Annotated in this window: 16 protein-coding genes and 1 pseudogene; 12 read left to right on the top strand and 5 right to left on the bottom strand. The window is 60.5% G+C overall.

Annotated elements, in window-relative coordinates:
- Positions 1-43 precede the first annotated feature (43 nt).
- A complete protein-coding gene (locus DM806_RS12180) occupies positions 44-1,165 on the bottom strand; it encodes an ROK family transcriptional regulator (protein ID WP_179043467.1) in 1,122 nt (373 codons plus the stop codon).
- On the opposite strand from DM806_RS12180, the gene DM806_RS12175 reads away from it, so the two are divergent.
- The 6 genes from DM806_RS12175 to DM806_RS12150 all read left to right on the top strand — a co-directional run bounded on the left by DM806_RS12175 (position 1,164) and on the right by DM806_RS12150 (position 7,931).
- Positions 1,164-2,654 (top strand): sugar MFS transporter, encoded by a 1,491-nt coding sequence (locus DM806_RS12175; protein ID WP_306294761.1) that lies wholly within the window; start codon positions 1,164-1,166, stop codon positions 2,652-2,654. The two genes, DM806_RS12180 and DM806_RS12175, sit on opposite strands and share 2 nt — an antisense overlap.
- On the top strand, positions 2,651-3,370 hold the full coding sequence (locus DM806_RS12170; protein WP_179043465.1) for a copper homeostasis protein CutC: 720 nt from the start codon (positions 2,651-2,653) through the stop codon (positions 3,368-3,370). The genes DM806_RS12175 and DM806_RS12170 overlap by 4 nt, the downstream gene beginning before the upstream one ends.
- Positions 3,371-3,400: 30 nt before the next feature.
- Positions 3,401-4,456 (top strand): SIS domain-containing protein, encoded by a 1,056-nt coding sequence (locus tag DM806_RS12165; protein ID WP_179043464.1) that lies wholly within the window; start codon positions 3,401-3,403, stop codon positions 4,454-4,456.
- On the top strand, positions 4,453-5,577 hold the full coding sequence (gene nagA, locus DM806_RS12160) for an N-acetylglucosamine-6-phosphate deacetylase (RefSeq protein WP_179043463.1): 1,125 nt from the start codon (positions 4,453-4,455) through the stop codon (positions 5,575-5,577). Before DM806_RS12165 ends, nagA begins: the two co-directional genes overlap by 4 nt.
- Before the next feature lie 103 nt (positions 5,578-5,680).
- Positions 5,681-6,583: an ROK family protein gene (locus DM806_RS12155; protein WP_179043462.1), complete on the top strand. Its 903-nt coding sequence runs from the start codon at positions 5,681-5,683 to the stop codon at positions 6,581-6,583.
- A gap of 37 nt (positions 6,584-6,620) precedes the next feature.
- A complete protein-coding gene (locus tag DM806_RS12150; RefSeq protein ID WP_179043461.1) occupies positions 6,621-7,931 on the top strand; it encodes a M20/M25/M40 family metallo-hydrolase in 1,311 nt (436 codons plus the stop codon).
- Positions 7,932-8,023: 92 nt separating this feature from the next.
- Here the strand turns inward: DM806_RS12150 and DM806_RS12145 are convergent, their stop codons facing one another.
- Positions 8,024-9,253 (bottom strand): dipeptidase, encoded by a 1,230-nt coding sequence (locus tag DM806_RS12145; protein ID WP_179043460.1) that lies wholly within the window; start codon positions 9,251-9,253, stop codon positions 8,024-8,026.
- Positions 9,253-11,637, bottom strand: coding sequence for a TonB-dependent receptor (locus tag DM806_RS12140; protein ID WP_179043459.1), 2,385 nt, complete (start codon positions 11,635-11,637; stop codon positions 9,253-9,255). Before DM806_RS12140 ends, DM806_RS12145 begins: the two co-directional genes overlap by 1 nt.
- A 330-nt stretch (positions 11,638-11,967) precedes the next feature.
- On the opposite strand from DM806_RS12140, the gene DM806_RS12135 reads away from it, so the two are divergent.
- Positions 11,968-12,924, top strand: a complete 957-nt coding sequence (locus DM806_RS12135) for a chromate resistance protein ChrB domain-containing protein (protein ID WP_179043458.1) — start codon at positions 11,968-11,970, stop codon at positions 12,922-12,924.
- Positions 12,921-14,324, top strand: a complete 1,404-nt coding sequence (chrA, locus tag DM806_RS12130; protein WP_179043457.1) for a chromate efflux transporter — start codon at positions 12,921-12,923, stop codon at positions 14,322-14,324. Before DM806_RS12135 ends, chrA begins: the two co-directional genes overlap by 4 nt.
- A gap of 97 nt (positions 14,325-14,421) precedes the next feature.
- Here the strand turns inward: chrA and DM806_RS12125 are convergent.
- Positions 14,422-14,799 (bottom strand): annotated as a pseudogene (locus tag DM806_RS12125) (IS21 family transposase); the annotation flags it as partial.
- 557 nt (positions 14,800-15,356) lie between these two features.
- Between DM806_RS12125 and DM806_RS12120 the strand changes: the two are divergent.
- Genes DM806_RS12120 through DM806_RS12105 form a run of 4 tightly spaced genes read left to right on the top strand, consistent with a single transcriptional unit; the run spans position 15,357 to position 18,867 of the window.
- On the top strand, positions 15,357-16,157 hold the full coding sequence (locus DM806_RS12120; RefSeq protein ID WP_179043456.1) for a hypothetical protein: 801 nt from the start codon (positions 15,357-15,359) through the stop codon (positions 16,155-16,157).
- Positions 16,158-16,166: 9 nt separating this feature from the next.
- On the top strand, positions 16,167-17,189 hold the full coding sequence (locus DM806_RS12115) for a 2-hydroxyacid dehydrogenase (protein ID WP_179043455.1): 1,023 nt from the start codon (positions 16,167-16,169) through the stop codon (positions 17,187-17,189).
- A complete protein-coding gene (locus DM806_RS12110; protein ID WP_179043454.1) occupies positions 17,186-17,854 on the top strand; it encodes a hypothetical protein in 669 nt (222 codons plus the stop codon). Before DM806_RS12115 ends, DM806_RS12110 begins: the two co-directional genes overlap by 4 nt.
- Positions 17,855-17,877: 23 nt before the next feature.
- A complete protein-coding gene (locus DM806_RS12105; RefSeq protein WP_256869274.1) occupies positions 17,878-18,867 on the top strand; it encodes a L,D-transpeptidase in 990 nt (329 codons plus the stop codon).
- Between the two features lie 211 nt (positions 18,868-19,078).
- On the opposite strand, the gene DM806_RS12100 is transcribed toward DM806_RS12105, so the two are convergent.
- Positions 19,079-20,488: an IS4 family transposase gene (locus DM806_RS12100; RefSeq protein WP_179041764.1), complete on the bottom strand. Its 1,410-nt coding sequence runs from the start codon at positions 20,486-20,488 to the stop codon at positions 19,079-19,081.
- Positions 20,489-20,607 lie beyond the last annotated feature (119 nt).

Raw genomic sequence — 20,607 nt, 5'->3', positions numbered from 1 at the left:
CGTCATCTCGGCTTCGGCACGACTTCTGACGTGTGAAATTTGGTCAGAGCCGGAACAAACCTCGCCCCGCCGCCACGCTGGCGGCGCCGACAGCCCAGGCTTCCCGCCCCAGTCGCATCATCGCGACATCGATCTGGCGGGCCTCGCTGGACATGACATTCGCCTCGATGGTCTGGCGAATGACGCGGGCATAAGGGCCATCGAGCGGCCCATCCGAGAATGCGATGACGATGCGCGCAGGATCCATCGTCTGGATCAGTTGCGACACCGAAAGGCCAAGCGCCGCGCCAGCCCGATGCAGGATGGCGATGGCATCCTGATTGCCATGGTCGGCGGCCTCGTCGAGCGCGGCGAGATCACCCGGCAAGTCGGCCTCGCGCGCGAAATTGGCGATGCTCTTGGCGGATGCGAGCGTGTCGAGACAGCCGCGCTTGCCGCATTTGCAGGGCAATCCATTGAGTTCGATCGTCGAGTGCGCGATTTCACCTGCGCCGCCGCGCGCACCGCGATGCAGTTCGCCGTTGACGATCAGGCCGCAGCCGATGCCGTCGCCTACCGAGATTACGGCGCAAGCGTCGCTGCCGCGCAGGCTGCCGAACAGATGTTCGCCGAGAGCAAGCGCATTGGCGTCGTTTTCGACAAAGGTCGGAAGGCCGGTAGCATCGGCGATCAACGGGCCGATCGCTACATCGCGCCAGCTGAGCAGCGTCGAACGGATGCAGGTTCCCGTGTTCGCATCTACCAGACCCGGAATAGCAATGCCGATCCCTGCCAGCCGCTCGCGATCAATGCCTGCAACCGCAAGAATGTCATCCACCGCGCGGGCGACCGCTGCGGCAACCTGCTCCGCCCGCGTATCCGCATCCATCATGGCCTCGCCGACGATGCTGCCATGCAGGTCGGTCAGACGAACGATGAACGGGGCGGAGGCCAGCGAAACACCAATGAAGAAAGCAGAAGATGCAGCCAGTTCCAGCCTGACCGACGGACGGCCCGCACCATAAACGACTTCGCCTTCGGTCAACATGCCGCGATCGATCAGATCGGCCGCCAGTGCGGACATCGTCGCCTTACTGACGCCAAGCTGCCGCACCAGCTCCATCCGGCTCAGCGGACCCGACTGATTGATAAGGCGCAATATATGGGCGTGCATTTCGGTCAGCATGGAACCTCTTCCTTCGCTGGAACCGATTAAAATCAGATTCGAAACCATGACGCAATACTTAGTTCAAAAAATAGTCAAAGATACGCAACATAGTTTGACAAAATCGGTTCCTCTCGCCAATTTCGGGCCATTGGTGTGTACCGTGGTGGGTGCGCGCGACCGCGACATTCAGCGCGCGTCGCACAGCAAAGGGCGAAAAATGGTCTCGCGAGTCATTGAAAATGCCGGAGAAAGTAGAGCCAGTGCGCTCGCAACCACCGGCATCATCGGTGTGATGTTCTTTATTTTTGGCTTTGTGACCTGGCTGAATGGCCCGTTGATCACCTTCGTGAAATTCGCTTTCACGCTGGATGATGTCTCGGCCTTCATGGTGCCGATGGTTTTCTACATGTCTTATTTTTTCCTCGCCCTGCCTTCGGCGATGGTCTTGCGGCGGACAGGCATGAAGAGGGGCATGACGCTCGGCCTTTTCATCATGGCGCTGGGCGCCGTGCTGTTCGGCCAGATGGCGACGATGCGGATCTTTCCGGGCGCGCTCGCGGGACTGTTCGTCATCGGCGCGGGCCTTGCCATTCTACAGACCGCGGCCAATCCCTATATCTCGATCGTGGGGCCGATCGAAAGCGCGGCCCAGCGCATCGCCGTCATGGGAATCTGCAATAAGCTGGCCGGAATATTGGCGCCGATCGTGATCGGCACTCTGGTGCTGCATGGCGTGGGTGAATTGGATGCACAGATCAGGGCGGCGCCCGATAGCATAGCGCGCGAAGCGCTGCTGGACGCATTCGCCGCTAATATCCACTGGCCCTATATGGGTATGGCTGGAATATTGGCGCTGCTGGGCCTATTCGTCCTGCGATCGCCCTTGCCCGATATCCAGCCAGAGGAGGCTAGCGTCGAGCGGGGGGACAAAGGCGCGGGTCTGCTCGCCTTCCCACACCTCTGGTTTGGCGCGCTGTGCCTCTTCCTCTATGTCGGCGTCGAAGTGATGGCAGGCGACGCCATCGGTCCCTACGGCCAGAGCCTGGGCCTTCCGATCGAGGAAACGGCCTTCTACACCTCCTTCACTCTGGCAGGAATGCTGCTGGGCTATCTGGTCGGCCTGGTTCTTATCCCGCGCTTCGTATCTCAGGAACGCTATCTGGCGCTGTCGGCGGCACTGGGCGTGGTGCTCGTGATCTGCTCCTATCTATCCAGCGGCTATCTTTCTGTCGGATGCATCGCAGCGCTTGGCTTTGCCAATGCGATGATGTGGCCGGCGATCTTTCCGCTGGCGATCCGCCAGCTTGGCCGGCACACCGAAACCGGTTCGGCGATCCTCATCATGGCGATTTGTGGCGGCGCAGTCCTGCCTCAACTGTTCGCGATGTTGAAGCAGCACATGGATTTTCAGCTGGTCTTTCTGCTCATCATGGCGCCGGCCTATTGCTACATTCTCTTTTTCGGCATCTGGGGCAGCCGGATCAAACAGGTCGAGGCCGCACGATGATATTGGTGGAAGTCTGCATCGACACAGCCGCGGGACTGGCCGCCGCACTGGAAGGGGGCGCCGATCGGATCGAGCTTTGCTCGGCATTGGCGCTGGGCGGGCTCACCCCGTCGGCCGGACTGATGGCTCTCGCGGCACAGGCGCCCATTCCTGTCCGCGCTATGATCCGACCACGTTCAGGTCATTTTCGTTTCGATCCGGCCGAATGCGACGCGATGCTGCGAGATATAGACGCAGTTCGCAACGCTGGCCTTGAGGGCATCGTCATCGGCGCCACCAGCCTGTCAGGTGATCTCGACCTGATGTTGCTCGAACGGCTTGCCGCCCACGCCAGAGGCATGGCCATCACCCTCCATCGCGTGGTCGATCTGCTGCCCGACCCCGTCGACGCCGTGGATGCCGCCATTGCGCTGGGCGTATCGACTATTCTGACATCCGGAGGGGCCGCAAAAGCGATCGATGGGATCGAGCGAATTGCCGCCATGCAGGAGCGCGCAGGCGGACGTGTCGAGATTCTGGCCGGTGGCGGCATAACGGCCGATAATGCCCCCGTCATCCTGGCGGCTACGGGGATCGGATCGGTTCATGCCTCCTGCAGCCTGCCTGCCGCCCCTGCGAGCGGCCGCTTGCTTGAACTTGGGTTCGAAACCGCTGGTCGGCGAGAGACCGACCGCGGACTGGTTGCCGCGCTTCGTCAGGCGACGCGTCCAGACTGACTGTGGCGACGATATTTTCCGGAGTTGACAATGCTTGAAATCGTGGCCGACGCTGTCGGCAAACGCCCCGAACAGACGTTGATGTATGCTGAAGCCCGTGAAGCGGGAGACGCCGTCAGGCGTTTCCTGATGAGCAATGCAGAAACGCTCGTGCGCATCGCGGATCGGCTCCGCGCCGACACGCCTTCGCTGATCGTTACTTGCGGTCGGGGTTCGTCGGACCATGCCGCGACCTTCGGCAAATATCTGTTCGAAACACTGGTCGGCATTCCAACGGCATCGGCGGCTCTTTCGGTCGCATCTGTCTTTGCCGCGCCGCTCAGGGCAAAAGACGCCCTGTGCATTGCCATCTCGCAATCGGGGCGCAGCCCCGATTTGCTGCGTACGGTCGAAGCCTATAAAGCGGCAGGGGCCTTCGTCATTGTGCTGGTCAATGATGCCACCTCTCCTCTCGCTGACCTTGCCGACGAGACGCTGCCGCTGCATGCCGGTCTCGAGCAATCGGTAGCGGCGACAAAATCCTATATCGCCTCGCTGGTCGGCCTGACCGCGCTCGCGGCACATTGGGCCGGCGACGACGCTCTGTTGGCGGCATTGGCGCGCCTGCCCGACGATCTGGCGCAGGCCTTCGATTACGACTGGAGCGCTGCGATTCCGCCCCTTCGCGATGCCCGAAACCTGTTCGTCATGGGGCGCGGGTACAGCTTCGCTGTGGCACAGGAAGCGGCGCTCAAGCTCAAGGAAACCAGCGGCTTACATGCTGAGGCATTCTCCTCCGCCGAAGTGCGCCATGGGCCGATGGCTATCGTGCAACAGGGATTTCCCATACTCGCCTTCGCCACGTCGGATAAAGCCGGCGACGACGTGCGTGGCGCGGCGCAGGAGTTTCTGGCACGCAGAGCAGCGGTCGCGGTGGCCGATGCGGCCGATCCGGCGAGCGCCCTGCCCATCCCTATGACGCATCCGGTCATTGAACCCATATTGATGATCCAAAGCTTCTACCGACTGGTGAACATGCTCTCGCTCGCTCGCGGCTTCGATCCCGATATGCCCCCGCACCTGAAAAAGGTGACGCAGACGATATGAGCAGCCTTCAGTTCGTCAATGGCACGTTCGTCGGCACCACCATCGATCGACTGGTCGTCGAGGACGGCATTATCGTTACAGAGCCGTCATCCGCGGCAGAGAGCATCATCGACCTTCAGGGCGGCTATCTTCTGCCCGGTTTCATCGACACGCAGGTCAATGGCGGCGGCGACGTACTGTTCAATGACAGTCCCACAGTCGAGACCATCGCGCGGATCGGCGCGGCGCATCGACCATTCGGCACCACCAGTTTTCTGCCGACCTTGATTTCCGACGATCTGGACAAGGTCGATGCAGCGATGCGCGCCGTGGAGCAGGCGATCGATTCCGGCATTCGCGGCGTGGTCGGCATTCATCTCGAAGGTCCGTTCCTCAATGCCGGGCGCAAGGGGACACATGATGCGACCAAATTCCGGCGGCTGGACAAGGATGCCATAGCCTTGCTGTCGGGCCTGCGGCACGGACGCACGCTCGTGACGCTGGCCCCGGAATGCTGCGATGACGATCAGATCCGGCAATTGGTCGAGGCCGGCGTCACCCTTGCCGTCGGGCATAGTGATGCCGATCACGCTCGCACGTCAGCGGCCTTTGCAGCCGGCATGACGGGCGTGACGCATCTGTATAACGCAATGTCGCCGCTAAACCATAGAGCCCCCGGCGTCGTAGGCGCGACCTTGGAAAATGATCATGTCTATGCGGGCATCATCGTGGATGGGCAGCATGTATCGCCGGCGGCGCTTCGTATCGCCCTGCGCGCACGCCCTCGCGATCGCTTCATGCTCGTAACCGATGCCATGCCGACCGTGGGCAGCGCGACCAAATGCTTTACTTTGCAAGGAAAGCGCATCCGCGTCCGCAATGGCGTATGCATAGAGGAAAATGAAACGCTGGCCGGCTCCGATCTCGACATGGCGTCGGCCCTGCGCAACGCGATGTCAATGATGGGCCTGCCTCTCGCCGACGCCTCGTTCATGGCCTCGGGAGCGCCCGCGCATTTCCTCGACCTTCAGGATCGGGGCAGGCTTGCTTCCGGTCTGCGCGCCGATCTCCTTTGGCTCGATGCCGACCACCGCATTCGCGCCGTCTGGCAGGGCGGAGCGCTCACCTTTTCCGTAACATGATGCGATTTGCATTTCCACATCCGAAGATTATGGCCGATCCAATAACAACACCCGCTTTCGCATGCCATCAGCCCCCCTCCGTCAAGACAATGGGAGACAATAAGTGAGGATTTGTGCCGATGTAGGCGGCTCCTTCGTGGATATCGCGATGGTCGATGCAGATGCGTCGATCCATCATCGTGCCAAATTTCCCACACCTACCCGCGACTGGAACGGCTTCGTCGATATTTTTCGACAGTTCCAAGCCCTTCATGCAGATAAAATGACAGAAGGAGACGCCATATCGCTGGCGTTCGCCGGTTTGCCAGCCCCGGATAATGGCCGCATCATTTCGGCCAATATCGAATGCACGCATGGCCGACGGCTGGCAAATGATCTGAGCCAGGAACTGGGCCGTCCGGTCTTCGTCATCAATGACGCCGATGCCTTCGTGCTGGGCGAAGCACGGCTGGGCGTGGCAAAGGGCCATCGCCGGGTCTTGGGCGTCATTCTCGGGACAGGCGTCGGCGGCGGCGTAATCGAGGATGGCAAGGTCGTCACAGGTATCCATGGCATAGGCGGCGAATGGGGGCATGGGCAGGTAATCATCCCCTCCCCCAAGGCCCCCGATGCCACGCCACTGTTCCAATGCGGTTGCGGCCGCATGGGGTGCCTGGATACCATCGGCAGCGCCCGCGGGTTGGAACGCCTGCATCATTTCCTGCATGGCAAGACGGCAACCAGCAAGGACATCACCCATGGCTTTGTTTCGGGCGAAATTCACGCTGTTGCGACCGTCAGCTATTTTACCGACATATTGGCTGGGGTTCTGTCCGTTGTCCTGAACACAATTCCGGCCACGATCGTGCCCGTTGGCGGCGGTCTGTCCAATTCGACCGAGCTGATCGCGGAGATCGATCGTAAGGTCCGGGCAAGCATGCTGGATGCGCCGGAGCAACCGATATTGGCAGTGACGATGCTTGGCGGAGACGCTGGTTTGCTAGGCGCCTATTTCGCCGCGGACTAATGGTTTTTGCGGTCAAAATTTCCCAAGGAGGTAAATCATGAAGCGATTGGCGCTATGCGCGATCCTGGCCGGCTCAATCATGCCGGCCTCCGTAACGGCCGCGGCTCAAGCGACCGCGCCCGTGCACGCACCAGGTGACACGCGCCTGATCGAGGCGATCAAGGCGCGACCTGCGGTCAGGGCTGCCTTTGCGGCGCTGGAAGCGGAGCATGAACAATGGGTTGAGAATATCGTCGCGCTGACCGAAATTCCGGCCCCGCCTTTCAAGGAAGCTGCACGGGCAAAAGCCTATGCAGAACTGTTCCGCGCTGCCGGCCTGACCGACGTGGAAATTGACGAAGCGGGCAATGTCCTTGGCCTGCGTCGAGGGACCGGCAAGTCGAACGACAAACTGGTCGTCGTGTCCGCCCATCTCGACACGGTATTTCCCGAAGGTACGCCCGTGACCGTGCGGCGCGAGGACAATCGCCTGTATGCGCCGGGCGTAGGCGACGACACGGCAGGCCTTGCCACCCAGCTCAGCCTGGCCAAGGCGCTGGTCGCATCGAAGATATCGACACCGATGGATATCCTGTTCGTGGGCGATGTCGGCGAGGAAGGACTGGGCGACTTGCGAGGCATGAAGCAATTGTTCGGCAAGGGGAAATATAAGGACCGCATTGCGGCCTTCTTTTCGATCGACGATTCCTCGCTGGACGGGCTGACCAATGGCGGCGTCGGATCGAAGCGTTATCGACTGATTTTCACCGGACCCGGCGGCCATAGTTTCGGCGCCTTCGGACTGGTCAATCCGATGACCGCAATGAGCCAGACGGTCGTCGATCTCTACAAGATCCCGGTGCCTAAATCGCCTAAAACTACATTCAGCGCCAGTGTCGTCGGGGGTGGTTCTTCGGTCAACGCGATCCCGCGCGAAGTCTGGCTTGAAGTCGACATGCGATCGGAAAGCGCCGCGGAACTGGCTGCGCTGGAAAAGGCCGTTCTGGCGACAGTGGATCGGGCGGTCGTTTCAGAAAACAGCACCCGCTCTACCAAGGACGGAGCGATCAGCGTCGAAAAGAAGATGGTCGGCGATCGCCCGGCTGGCAGCACCGCCGCCGATACGCCGCTGGTGAAGCAGACTGCGGCCGCCTATGCGGCGGAGGGCGTCACGGCGAGGCTCAGCTTCAGTTCTACGGACGCCAATGTGCCGATGGGCCTCGGCATTCCGGCCATCACCATTCCCCGGGCCGCGAAGGGAGAGCGGGGCCATTCGACTGATGAGTGGATCGACATATCGGCACCGGAATCGCTGAAGGTGAAACGCATGGACCTGCTCGCCATATTGGCGGCTGCAGGATATCGTTGAGCGTACACGCCGGGCAGCTGCGCATAACGAGAGGCTAATGGTCGATGCCATCCGGGCCCGGATGGCATCGACGCTCCATAATCCGCCAAGCGTTATTTCCCCTTGGCTGCGTCCGCCGCAGCTAGGACGCGCAGCACATTGCCGGACCAGATTTTCTGGAGATCGGCCTCGCTATAACCGGCCTTCAGCAAGGCGGCGGTGATCTTCGGCAGGTCGACCACATCCTCCATGCCGACAACGCCGCCACCGCCGTCCCAGTCGAGGCCGATGCCGACATGGTCCGGCCCCACGACCTTCAGCGCATGGAGCATGTGCGCCATGAAATCGTCGAAGGTCGGCCGGTCGGTGTCGGGATAGAGGCGATCTATCTCCTGCCGCTTCGCCAGCAGTTCAGCGCGCTTCTCCGGCGACAGCTTGGCATCCTCGCGCATCTGGCCGTAGAGCGCCTGCAAGGCCTTCTGCCGTTCGGGATTGGGCTTTGATGCGCGCAGATAGGCGCCATAGGCGTTCATCTGGATCACGCCGCCCTTGGCCGCCAGCGCCTTCAGATGCGCGTCATCGATGTTGCGCGGATGATCATAGACCGCCTTGCAGCCCGAATGGGTTAGCAGCACCGGCGTCGTTGACAGCGCCAGCAGATCGTCCAGCACCTGATCGCTGCTGTGCGACGCATCGGGAACCACGCCCAGCCGGTTCATTTCCTTGAGCAGTTCCTTGCCCAGCGGACTGAGGCCACCATAGCGCGGCTTCTTCGACGGATCGGTCGAACTGTCCGCGAACTGGTTATGCGCGAAATGGGCAAAGCCCGACACCCGCACGCCCATGTCGTAGAAGGTCTTGAGCAGGGACACGTCCTCACCCAGCGGATAGGCGTTTTCGATCGACATGTAGACGACCCGCTTGCCCGCCGCCGCGATCGGCGCGGCGTCCTTCGCCTCCGTCGCCAGCGCGAAATTGTCCGGGTCGGCCGCGACCATCGACCGGATCGACATGCCGCGCAGCAGCGCGAAGTCGCGCGCCTTGTAGAAGCCCTCGATCGTCAGCGGCCCCTGCCCCGTATAGATCGCCCAGAAGCCGCCATCGAGGCCGCCCTTCTTCATGCGCGGCAGGTCGACCTGGGTGAAATCGCTATGAACCCCATGTTCCTCCTCGATCGACCAGCCGGGCAGGTCGAGCGAAGCAGGCGTGTCGAGATGGCTGTCGAGCGTCAGCAGCCGCTGGTGCAGCGACAAGTCTTTCTTCGTGACGACCGGCGCCTCCGCCTGCGCGGTAAGCGGGAGCAACGCGGCGAGCGCCGCTCCCATCAGCAGAACAGCCCGCATCAGATTTCACCCGAGATGGTGAACTGGAAAGTCCGCGGGGACAGCGGACGGAAATTGCCGTCACCCGTCACCGCCGGCGAGATGTAGGACAGCGTATCCTTGTCGAAGATATTGTCGATGTTGAACCGCGCCTTCACCCCCTTGACCGGACCCAGGCTGATGCCGTCGCCGATATCGACATAGGCGCTGAACACGGTGAAGCCCTTGACGCTCGACCCGGCCGAATTGTCGAAGGTCGACCAGCGGCGCGAAGTATATTTGCCGCTGAAATTGCCCACCAGCCAGCTCGCCGGCTCGATGGTCACGCCGCCATTGACGATCCACTTGGCGCTGTCCGGGATATATTTGCCGTCGGTCTGATAAGTGAGCGTGGCAGTCCGGATATCGTCCTTAAACTTGGCGATATTGTAGGTCGCGTTGAGGTTGAAATAGGCGAGGCCGTTCAGATAGCCCGGCTTGTAGGTGCCGCTGAATTCCGCGCCATAGGCCGTCACCCGGCCGACATTCTGGTAGAAGGTTTCGATGACGTTGGTGGTGCCGGGCAAGATCGACCCGATCGACTGGATGCGATTTTTGAACTTCGTGTAATAGACTGCGTAGGAGGCGTAGAATTCGCCCTGATTGCTGCGGATACCCGCCTCGAAATTCTGCGACCGTTCCGGAGCCGGCGCAGGCACGCCGGTTGCGCTGCTGTTGAGCGACACCGAGAAGACGTCGTCCAGTCCCTTGGGCAATGCCATATTCTCCGCATAGGAAGCGAAGATCTGGCTCTGGTTATCGAGCTTGTACAGCACACCCGCCATCGGCAGGAAACCGTCGCTATAGCTGGTGCGCAACGTCTGCGGTCCCCAGCCCGCAACCCAACGCGGCGCGGCGGTCGTCCCGGCGTTGCGATAATAATCGTTGAAATCCCGATAGCCGCTGTAGCGATAATCGATGTTCAGCGCCTTGATGCCGAGATCGAAGATCAGCCTGTCGTCGAGCAACGCGATCCGGTCCTTCACGAACGCCTGCGTCGTATTGCGCTGGCTCTGATAGTTGCGGCGGACATAGACGAGTTCGTCCAGGTTTGGCGCGCTGGCGGGCGAGCCGTCGGTCGTGTTGTAACGCGCCTGCGTGCGGTTATAGGTGTCGACCTCGCCCCAGAGGCCTGCCTCCAGCGTGTGTGCGCCAATCTCCCAATGCAGCTTGGTGGTCAGGCCATACCGGTCGCCGCCGACGGTCGACAGGCCATATTGCGTGCCCTTGGGCGCAGTGAGCGCAATGCCCGCCGCCGTTTCGCGCTGGTAGATGGTCAGGCTGTTGGCATAGGTATCGGGCGACACGCCATAGCCTCCCTTGTCCTCATAATAGGCCGTCGCTTCGGCCCAGACGCCGTCGGCGATGCCTGCATGCACGGTGCCACCATAGAGCTTGTCGTCGCGGACGTTGATGGCGAGCGTGTTGGTATAGGCATAGTTGGCGTTGCTGTAAGCCGGGCCGCCCGCGACCGGCGCGAAGCCTGGCGTGGTGTTGGGCACGACCGAAATATAGCCGCGATCCCGACCGCTTTTCCCGCCAATGTCGGTGCCGGTCAGATATTGGCTGCGGCTGAGCGACGGGGAATCGAAGTCGTTGAACTTGTTCGATACGAATTTGAAGCGCGCCCAGCTATCGCCGCCCAGATCGGCGTGGAGCATCCCTTCCCAATGTTCGCGATCGACTGTACCGTCGCCGCGCCACAGATCGGTGTCCAGCTTGGTGCGGCTGACATAGGCCCGGAACGGCCCGACCTGCCCGGTGCTGGCGCGGATGAAGGTGCGCTTCATGTTGAAGTCGCCGAAGCTCTGGGACACGAACAGGCCCATCTCTTCCTGCGGCTTGATGCTGCTATATTGCACCACCGGGCCGAGCGTCGAATAGCTGGGCAGGCCGACATCGCCCGCGCCGACGGCCGCTTCCACCACGCCCAGATTTTCATTGTCGACATAGCGAAAGACCGGGCTGCCGCCGAAGGCGTCGCTGCGGCCGGTCGGGATGCCGTCGACAACGAAGCCGATCTGATCGAGGTTGAAGGCACGCGTCTGGACGCTGTTGCCGAACTCGTAGAGGCCGAGCGCGCCGTCGGTCTGCACGTTGAAGCCGGGCAGTTGCTCCAGCATCTTGAGGCCCGAAATGCCCGAAGGCGCAGACAGCAGCGCTTCACGCGTCACCGCCACGACATTGCTGACCTTGTCCTCGCCGATCGCTTCGGCCGATTGCGAGATACGGCGGCCGGTAACGGTGATCATGCCCTCATCGCCGTCCACCGGCTCCTGCGCATGGGCGGCGCTCAGCGCCCCGGCGGCGCAGGCAAGCAGCAGCGCGGCGCGCGTGGAAAAGCGGATGGACAACGTAACGGACATATAGATGGCTCCCTGTTTCACAACGAGCCAATCAGGGGGCGCCTTTCGAACGCCTCACCTCTCCCCGGACGATGAAGGCGGACGCATCGCTGCGCCCGCCGTCGTTTCTGCGTTTTCTTGTGAAACGAGAGTGTCGGGGAACTCCACCATGAGCCAACGAGAATTTCTCAGCTCATGGCAGGATAATCAAAGTGTTATGATTTGCGCTATCGTGGAATGGTCGATGCCGACGATCCAGACCCGTCACACTGACATTATCGGACAAAAGTACCGGTCAAATGATTTTGATATAGATATTTCAAAAATTCTATTTTGTGATACACATGAATCATGAACGTTTCAGACACCGGTCCTTGGCTTGCCCTGCTTCATCAGCTTCCGGCCAAGCCACCTTATTTGCGGGTGAAGATATGGCGACGCTTGCAGGCCATAGGCGCCGTACCGCTCAAGAACGCCGTCCATGTGCTGCCCCATTCCTCATCATCGCAATCCGCTTTCCGTGATCTCCTGGAGGAAATCACTTCCAATGGCGGAGAAGCGATATTGATCGAAGCAAGGTTGCTCGCCGGACAGTCGGACAATGATGTCCGGGCCTTGTTCGATACTGCACGCGATGCGGATTATGAGGAGATCGTGCAGACAGCCCGGCGGTTGTTGGAAACCGGCCCCGCCAGCGGCCCCGACATTGTAAAGCTCCAGCGCAGATTTGAAGAGGTTGGGAAGCTGGATTTCTTCGGCGCTCATGGCCGGCAAGAAGCCGAAGCCGCGCTCGCGGAGTTGGATCGCCAGCGCTACCGGCATCCTGATGTCAGCCGAAACGACCCATCGGACGTTTCCGAACCGATCGATTTTACGAAACGGACCTGGGTCACTCGCAGCGGCGTTCATGTCGATCGCATCGCCTGTGCCTGGCTGATCCGTCGGTTCATCGACCCGGATGCAATCTTCAAATTCGCCGACAGTCGGCACTATGAACCGATGTTGGGCGAACTGCGTTTCGACATGGTCGATGCCGAGTTCACCCATGAGGAGGACCGGTGCAGTTTCGAAACCCTGCTGCTCCATGCCAACCTCATCGATGATCCCGCCCTCGTTGCGATCGGCGAGATCATCCACGAGCTGGATATCGGCGACGGCAAATTCGCTCGCCCGGAGACAGCTGGCATCGGCGCCATGCTCTCCGGTGTCTGCGCGTCCACGGACGATGATCTTCAGCGCATCGCCATGGCGACCGCGACCTTCGATCAGTTCCACGCCTTTTTCAGCAACAGAAAGACGGACCGATGACAGCCAGTGCATCCTCCATCGCGCCTGCGCAAAAATCGACTGATGGCGATCATGGCATTTCCTTGAACGAAGCCGTGCGCGTCTGGGCCCGGATCGCCGCGCTCAGCTTCGGCGGCCCGGCGGGACAGATTGCGGTGATGCACCGAATCCTCGTCGAAGAGAAAAGATGGATCGGCGAGGAGCGCTTTCTGCATGCCCTAAACTACTGCATGCTCTTGCCGGGACCGGAAGCCCAGCAGCTCGCGGTCTATATTGGTTGGCTCCTGCACAAGACGAAGGGTGGTCTGATTGCCGGCGCACTGTTCGTGCTGCCGGGATTCCTGGCCATATTGGGCCTGAGCTACATTTATGTGTTGCTGGGTCAGGTGCCACTGATCGAAGGACTTTTCTTCGGCCTCAAGGCGGCGGTGCTCGCAATCGTCGTGCAGGCCGTGGTTCGGGTCGGATCGCGTACGCTCAAGAACAACGTCATGCGCGGTATAGCGGCGGCGGCGTTCGTCGCCATTTTCTTCCTCGACGCGCCCTTCCCAGTCATCGTCCTCGCAGCGGGACTTATCGGCTATGTGGGCGGCCTCAGCGGATCTCCGCAATTCAAGGGTGGCAATGGCCATGGCGCGGCCGGCGGCGAGGTCGTCCATGACCGCGACACTGCCCTTGGCGAGGCGCTGCCCGAACATGCGAAGCCCAATCTGGGCTGGTCTGTGCGGATTTGCGCGGTTCTGCTCCTGGTTTGGCTGGGGCCGGTGCTGGCGTTGTTCCTGACGCTCGGCCCTGACGATGTGTTCTCACATATCGCCAGCTTTTTCAGCCAGATGGCGGTCGTGACTTTCGGTGGCGCCTACGCAGTGCTCGCATATGTGGCTCAGGAGGCGGTCGGCACCTTCGGCTGGCTGCGCCCCGGCGAAATGCTCGATGGTCTTGGCATGGCAGAGACTACGCCTGGGCCGCTGATCATGGTGACGCAGTTCGTCGGCTTTCTCGCCGCCTTCCGAGATGCGGGCTCGCTCTCGCCCCTGCTGGCGGCAACCCTGGGCGCCATCCTCACAACCTGGGTGACGTTCGTGCCCTGCTTCCTGTGGATCTTCGCCGGTGCCCCATTTATCGAGCGGTTGCGCGGCAACAAGGCCCTGTCCGCGGCGCTCACCGCGATCACGGCGGCCGTGGTGGGCGTAATCCTTAATCTGGCGCTGTGGTTTGCCATTCACACCTTGTTCGGTGACGTCCGGACATGGGCTACACCCACCGGTTCTCTGGACGTGCCGGTCCTGAGATCCGTCAACATTCCCGCGCTGCTCCTGTCGATCGGCGCCATGATCGCGGTGTTCCGCTTCAAGGTTGGGGTTTTGCCCGTTCTGGCTGCCTCCGCGTTGATCGGCGCGGCTTATGTCTTGCTGCTTTAAGCCTTTAAACCGAGAAGCCAAGGTCGCGGGGCCGGCGGATAAAAGGGCGGACGCGAGTTCACCCATGAGCCCGCGTCCGCACATCGCGTCGATCATGTCATGCCGCTGCATGGAAGTTCCTCAGTTGGTCGTAACGGGCACAGTCGGCGATCGGCGGATGCCGCAGGGCATTGTCCTCCGACGTGACGATCGTCAGCGGTCGCGGCGGTTCGCGGCGCCGTGCCAGGATATTGAGGATCAAGTCGTCGCTCGCCGTGCCGGTTGCCAGTGCCTCCCGCACGGCGGCTTCGACGAATTCCAGGCCATCGGTCAGCACGGCCGCCAGCACGTGCACGAACCGCCGATCGGCATCATCGCCGTTGCCCAGCTTGCGTCGCAACCGGGCGAGCGCCGGCGGCAGCTCCCAGTCCTGGAAGGGCGCTCCGTTGCGTAAAGCGCCGGGCTTGCGGGCCAGCACCGGCAGATAGTGCCACGGAAAAGCTGTCGGGCCTCCCGGACAGAGAGTTGGACAATAATGCTGCCTGGCTTCCGCTCGCGTTCGTGAACAGTTAGAGGCATGGCTCTGCGCCATTTTAGAGAAAAGGTCTCGCTTTCAGGCCGGGACGGCGCGGAACCTGAGCCGTCTGAGAAAATTTCTGCATTCCGCTATAAAGTAGGGCTAGCCAGTAGACGGATTGGATCCGCCAATTAGAGGCTTCGAAAATCATATCCAAGTTCATGACGTGCATAACCGCTCCCGCCCCATTCCGGCCATTCATGATTCAATTCTCACCCCAAGGGCGGACGTTCGCCTAAGCGACTTGGACCCACTATACTCGCTCAATCCGACATGTCGGTGTGATCGCTTCGTAGGAGCTGACGCCACCTCCCATCACACCCCATCTCTCATCCTTACGTCAGCATTTTATGTCCATATCACTTCTGGTTCATTGCCAAATGTAACTCCGCCGAATTCGCTGCAGAATGTCTTAGAAAACACCATAAATCATGGCATGACCGGTGGGTTCGTTGAGCAGCTACAGGGGAAATAGCATGCGTCTGATGATCACGCTGTTGGCCAGTGCGGCGCTTCTTACGCCGCAATCCGCTCATGCCCAGAAAGCAAATGACCTGAACGATCTGGTAGGCGCACGGGCGCCCGGCGGAGAAAGCGCGCTTCAATCGCGTGGCTGGGTGCATATCAAGACGGATCCGGGCGACGACCGAGTCTGGAGCTATTGGTGGCAGCCCGCTCAGAAAAACTGCGTCAGCATTGCCGTCAAAGAGGGGCGATTCGATTCGATCACCCCAACAACCGCGCCTGACTGCAATCAAAAGATTGGCAGCAAGGGTCCAAGCGGATCGGCGGTTGCCGCGGGCGTTGGCATCGCCGCCATCATCGGTGCCATCGCGCTGGCTCATAAATCGCACAATCACGATAATGGCCAACATTATGACGATAATGCCTCCGACGCTACCTACGAGCGTGGCTTTCGCGACGGCCTCTATTCCCAGACCTACCATAATTATGATCGGTCCGAGCCATATTCGCGTGGCTATGAGGCTGGCGTAAGCCAGAAGGGCCGGGAAACCGGCCATCGAGACAGCCACCGCGCAGACGGCGCCGGTTATCGACCGTCGGTCGACCTGAACGACCTTGTCGACGCGCGCGCCGCAGGCGCCGAAAGCGAAATGCAAAGTCGCGGCTTCCGCAATGTGGGCGGGCTTAAAAGCGGCATGTCGAGCTACACCTACTGGTTCAATGATCGCACGCGCCAGTGCGTCCAGATGGGCGTCTCCGACGGGCGAGTTCAGAATGTCGCCGACATCGGCACCTACCAAGGTTGTCGGTGAGCCGCCGCCATGCGCGTCACCATTTTCGGCACCCGGAGCTATGACCGGCAGTTCCTGACCGCCGCCAATGCGGGTCATGACCACGAACTCAGATTTCTGGAGGCTGGCCTCGATCGGGCGACCGCTCCGCTAGCGGCCGGCAGTGACGCCGTTTGCGCCTTCGTCAATGATTGCCTCGACGCCGAAGTGATCGAACTGTTGGCAGGCCTTGGCGTGCGCATCGTCGCCTTGCGCTGCGCCGGCTATAATAATGTCGATCTCGAAGCGGCAGCGAGATCCGGCATCGCGGTTACGCGGGTTCCTGCCTATTCGCCCCATGCCGTAGCGGAATTCACCATCGGCTTGCTACTCGCGCTGGACCGCAAGATCCACAGGGCGTGGTCTCGCGTCCGGGAGAATAATTATGCGCTGGATGGTCTGGTCGGCCGCAATCTCCATGGACGGATCATGGGCGTGGTCGGCACCGGTCAGATCGGTGCCCTCGTCGCCAGAACCCTGCGTGCAGGCTTTGGTTGTGAGGTTCTGGCCAGCGACCCGGTTCCCGATCCGGAACTTGAAGCGATCGGCGTCCACTATACAAGCGTGGACAGCCTCCTGCGGGAGGCCGATGTCATCAGCCTGCATTGCCCGCTGACGCCTGACACAAAGCACATGATCAATGCAGCGACGTTGGCGCAAGCCCGCCCCGGCCTGATCGTCGTCAATACCAGCCGCGGCGCGCTGATCGACACCAGGGCGCTGATCGATGCCCTCAAGGCGCGGTCGGTCGGCGGCGTTGCCCTAGATGTCTATGAACAGGAAGCCGGCATCTTCTTCGATGACCTGTCCAGCGAGATCATCGATGATGACCTGCTTCAGCGCCTGCTGACCTTTCCAAACGTGCTGGTGACGGGCCATCAGGCGTTTCTGACCGAGGAAGCGTTGAGCGCGATTGCGCAAACGACGCTGGGCAGTCTTTCGGATTTTGAGAAAGGTTCGCCGCTGGCGCATCAAATTCTGCCGGTAGGCAGGGCTGGCCAAGTCCTGCCATGAACTTCGTCCAGTGGCTAAACTCGCTCGATGAGCTTCTCTATGAAGTGATGAGCTGGCTCGTCTTCTATCCGATAACGCTGTGGCGGATCCTGCGCCATCCGCTGGCGACGATGCACTATGCGCAGGATCAGCTAAGGCTGAATCAGGACCAGCAATATCGCGCGACGGTCAGCCCGCCGGTCATGCTGATCCTGACCATCGTTCTCATCCAGGGGCTGGGCCTTGCCATCGACGGCACCAACGCGATCGTCAAACATCGTCACGGCCTTGCAAGTCTTGTCAACGATAATACGACCCTGCTTTTCCTGCGGCTGGTCCTGTTCGGTACGTTCGCCCTCGTGCTCGCAGCGAGGAAAGTCCATCGGAGCGAGCAGGATCTTGATCGCGACACGCTCAAGCCTGCCTTTTATGCCCAATGCTATGCGATCTCGCCCTTCGCCCTGCTGCTGAGCGGCGGGGTGAGTGCGACGGCGCATTTTCATGGCAGCGTTCAGCTTCTTGGCCTCGCCGCCATTATTGCCGCCTTCCTTTTTTATGGCATCGTGCAGATCCGCTGGTTCCAGCAGGAACTCAGGCAATCCTGGTTCCGATCCTTCATCGACGCCTCCATCGGCATGATCGTGAGCATTATCGCGACAGCCACGCTCGGGCTGCTTTTCGCATGATGCGCAATTTCAGGGAGCGCCCTATGAAATCTGTCTCTGTATCGCTCATCATGTTTGCGCTGGCTATGGCAGGTCCAGTTCATGCGCAGGGTTCAAAGATCAGCGCGGCAACGGAACTGGCGCGGCAGATCGATGCGCTCAAGCCCGGGCAGTGGGTCTGGGCCCCGGCGATCGCGCCCGGCGGGCCGGTGATGATCTATGTCGACCTGTCGAAACAGATCGCGCTCGTCTATCGCAACGGCATTCGAATCGGCGCCACGACCATCTCGTCAGGTAAGGATGGCCATGAAACGCCCACCGGCGTCTTCACCATCCTGCAAAAAGACGCAAATCATCGGTCGAGCGTCTACAATAATGCCCCCATGCCCTTTCAGCAGCGGCTAACATGGGACGGGGTGGCGCTCCATGCAGGCGGTCTACCGGGATACCCTGAGAGCCATGGCTGCGTTCATTTGCCCTACGAGTTCGCTCGATCCCTGTTCGCCATCACCAACCTTGGCATCACGGTGATCGTACAGGGCAGCGCCGCCGATCATGTCCATACCAGCGAGAACAGCCTTCTTGCCCCATTCGATGCCAAGGGCCAGCCCGCAACCGTCAAGCCCCTGGCCGGTGAGGCCTATCGATGGGAACCCGAAGCAGCACCCCAAGGTCCGCTAACGATCATCGTCTCCAAATTGGACCAGCGGATCGTCGTCCTGCGCAATGGTATCGAGATCGGGCGGAGTGTCACCCAGATCAAGGACGATGATCCGGGGTCGCATGTCATCACCCTGGTGATCCGCGACGGCAAGCCGCACTGGGTCTATGTGGGCCTGCCGGGTCACGGCGATGACGACGGGCATGAGGTGGATGAAGCTATCCTCAACCGCGTGCGGATGCCTAAACCCTTCTATAACCTGGTGCGCGGCGTCCTGAAGCCGGGTGCCACGATCCTGGTGACCAATTCGCGGGTCGGGGCAAAGCCGTTGGATCGTCTCACCGTCATGGATGCCGTCGTTCCTCAGCCGTAGGCCATCATATTTGGCTTCAGATGATATTGATCCCGAAGTCGCATCTCATACTTCGCATCTATCATCGCCCCCTGCCGGCCATTCAGCGTCGGATTGTCCGTTCCCAGGTGCAGACCGGCGGACTTTCCGATCTGGGCAATCAAGGCTGGCCGGATGCGGCCGCTAAGGTCTCAGACCATGGATCGGCGTAAGCGCCGACGGAAGCTTTCAATTACCCATAAGTGCGCCCAGCGAGATCAATTCCAAGTTTCATGTCCATAAGACGGGACCAGCCGCGCCATATGACAGTATTTCCTGGAGGAGGGTCGCGCTGGCGAGCGAGATAGCCGCCAAGTCTGGCGATCTGTGTTAGGTAACTTGATAATTCTCGTGGCGGTGGTTGGCCCGTCCGCTGTATCACAATGCGGTCGATGAGGTCGATTTCATCTTTGGTCAGCGCGATATCTGGCGAGGCTGTGGGCGCGGTGCGGTTGATCATGGTCATCCAGAACATCCGCCAGCTCAGAACACAGTAAATCGCGAGCAGGTTCACAAGCCGCTCTGCGGTACGCAATTTGGCATCTTCTGCGCGGCATCCAGATTTAAGGATCTTGTGAAAAACCTCTATCTTCCAACGCAAGGCATACCATTGAAGCTTTTCGACCGCCCCTTCCAGCGACGTGATGGGCAGGTCAGTGATCAGCTTCCAGTCGATGGGAGAGCGGTTCTCCGGGACATCCTGTTCCTGAGCGTGGACGATGGTAAGATCGAGAGCGGGATAGCGCTTCTGCTTTCCGATCGGCGGTAAGACCCGGATCTGCTTATATTTCAGTGCCAGGCTGGCGGTCACGCCATCGGCAATTTCAATCATGTGGCGACCTGCAATGGGTGAGTCCGCCATTTCAGCAGCAATGGTGTGTTTGCCATCGCCCGCCAGGCGATCAACGCATGTCCGTACCAGGAAATGGGTTCCGGCTTCGCGCGCAGCACAGAAGAACTCATAAATGTCGTTTTCGCGATCTCCGATGTGGATCAGGCGCTGGCCTTCGCCCAGCAGAGCCGTGGAGGAGCGCATATTCTCCAGCCAGCGGATGCTCTCCTTGGCCTCGATCGGTACCCTCGTCGGATTTATATGACGCTTAAGCGCAGAGGAGCCTTTGAATTTACTGCGCGACCAGAATTTGATCGCCGCCAACCCGAGCGGCAGTCCCTCGGTCGTCACCACCAGGCTGCTATGCATCAACAGCCCGCAAATGGTGTGACGCCTGACAATCCCGACAGTCTCGCGCTTGCTTGGGGCATAGCCGATGGCCCCAACCTGTTCCGGCTTTTTGCGTTCATATGAAAATTCGGTGGTATCTTGCAGAACCAGGATCGGTCCCTCAACGGCTGCAACACGCAATGCCGTGGATTGGAAATGGCCCTGCAGAATTTTACCTTCGCTAACATCTGAGTTGGAAAGAAAGCGATAGGCGGCTTTGGTGTTGGCCCAGTCCTGACAGGCAAGTGGGATTGGGCCGCCCACCGCACCGGCCATCTGCGTCACCAACTGGCGCAGCCGACGCCCAAGACGCACATCGCTAAAACGCGACGCAGCAAATTCATCATCGATCCAATCCTGAGATTCTGAGCCCTCGTCCACAATCGTGCACCTCGCCAATGCGATCCTGTGCGCGAACAGGAATCATAGCCGATTCCATCGCCGCAATACCGCTGCGATCAGTGGAATCTGGCGTCGGACCACTTGTGGGTAATTGAAAG

It is taken from the genome of Sphingobium lactosutens (assembly GCF_013393185.1).
GTDB classification, from domain to species: Bacteria; Pseudomonadota; Alphaproteobacteria; order Sphingomonadales; family Sphingomonadaceae; genus Sphingobium; species Sphingobium lactosutens_A.
The sequence above is the reverse complement of the archived record's forward strand: the minus strand, read 5'-3'. Positions and strand labels throughout refer to the sequence as shown.

Excerpts from the sequence above, each read along its gene's own strand:
- DM806_RS12175 (WP_306294761.1), top strand. The coding sequence starts at position 1,164 with ATGGAACCTCTTCCTTCGCTGGAACCGATTAAAATCAGATTCGAAACC.
- DM806_RS12180 (WP_179043467.1), bottom strand. The coding sequence starts at position 1,165 with ATGCTGACCGAAATGCACGCCCATATATTGCGCCTTATCAATCAGTCG.
- DM806_RS12170 (WP_179043465.1), top strand. The coding sequence starts at position 2,651 with ATGATATTGGTGGAAGTCTGCATCGACACAGCCGCGGGACTGGCCGCC.
- DM806_RS12165 (WP_179043464.1), top strand. The coding sequence starts at position 3,401 with ATGCTTGAAATCGTGGCCGACGCTGTCGGCAAACGCCCCGAACAGACG.
- nagA (WP_179043463.1), top strand. The coding sequence starts at position 4,453 with ATGAGCAGCCTTCAGTTCGTCAATGGCACGTTCGTCGGCACCACCATC.
- DM806_RS12150 (WP_179043461.1), top strand. The coding sequence starts at position 6,621 with ATGAAGCGATTGGCGCTATGCGCGATCCTGGCCGGCTCAATCATGCCG.
- DM806_RS12145 (WP_179043460.1), bottom strand. The coding sequence starts at position 9,253 with ATGCGGGCTGTTCTGCTGATGGGAGCGGCGCTCGCCGCGTTGCTCCCG.
- DM806_RS12140 (WP_179043459.1), bottom strand. The coding sequence starts at position 11,637 with ATGTCCGTTACGTTGTCCATCCGCTTTTCCACGCGCGCCGCGCTGCTG.
- DM806_RS12135 (WP_179043458.1), top strand. The coding sequence starts at position 11,968 with ATGAACGTTTCAGACACCGGTCCTTGGCTTGCCCTGCTTCATCAGCTT.
- chrA (WP_179043457.1), top strand. The coding sequence starts at position 12,921 with ATGACAGCCAGTGCATCCTCCATCGCGCCTGCGCAAAAATCGACTGAT.
- DM806_RS12120 (WP_179043456.1), top strand. The coding sequence starts at position 15,357 with ATGCGTCTGATGATCACGCTGTTGGCCAGTGCGGCGCTTCTTACGCCG.
- DM806_RS12115 (WP_179043455.1), top strand. The coding sequence starts at position 16,167 with ATGCGCGTCACCATTTTCGGCACCCGGAGCTATGACCGGCAGTTCCTG.
- DM806_RS12110 (WP_179043454.1), top strand. The coding sequence starts at position 17,186 with ATGAACTTCGTCCAGTGGCTAAACTCGCTCGATGAGCTTCTCTATGAA.
- DM806_RS12105 (WP_256869274.1), top strand. The coding sequence starts at position 17,878 with ATGAAATCTGTCTCTGTATCGCTCATCATGTTTGCGCTGGCTATGGCA.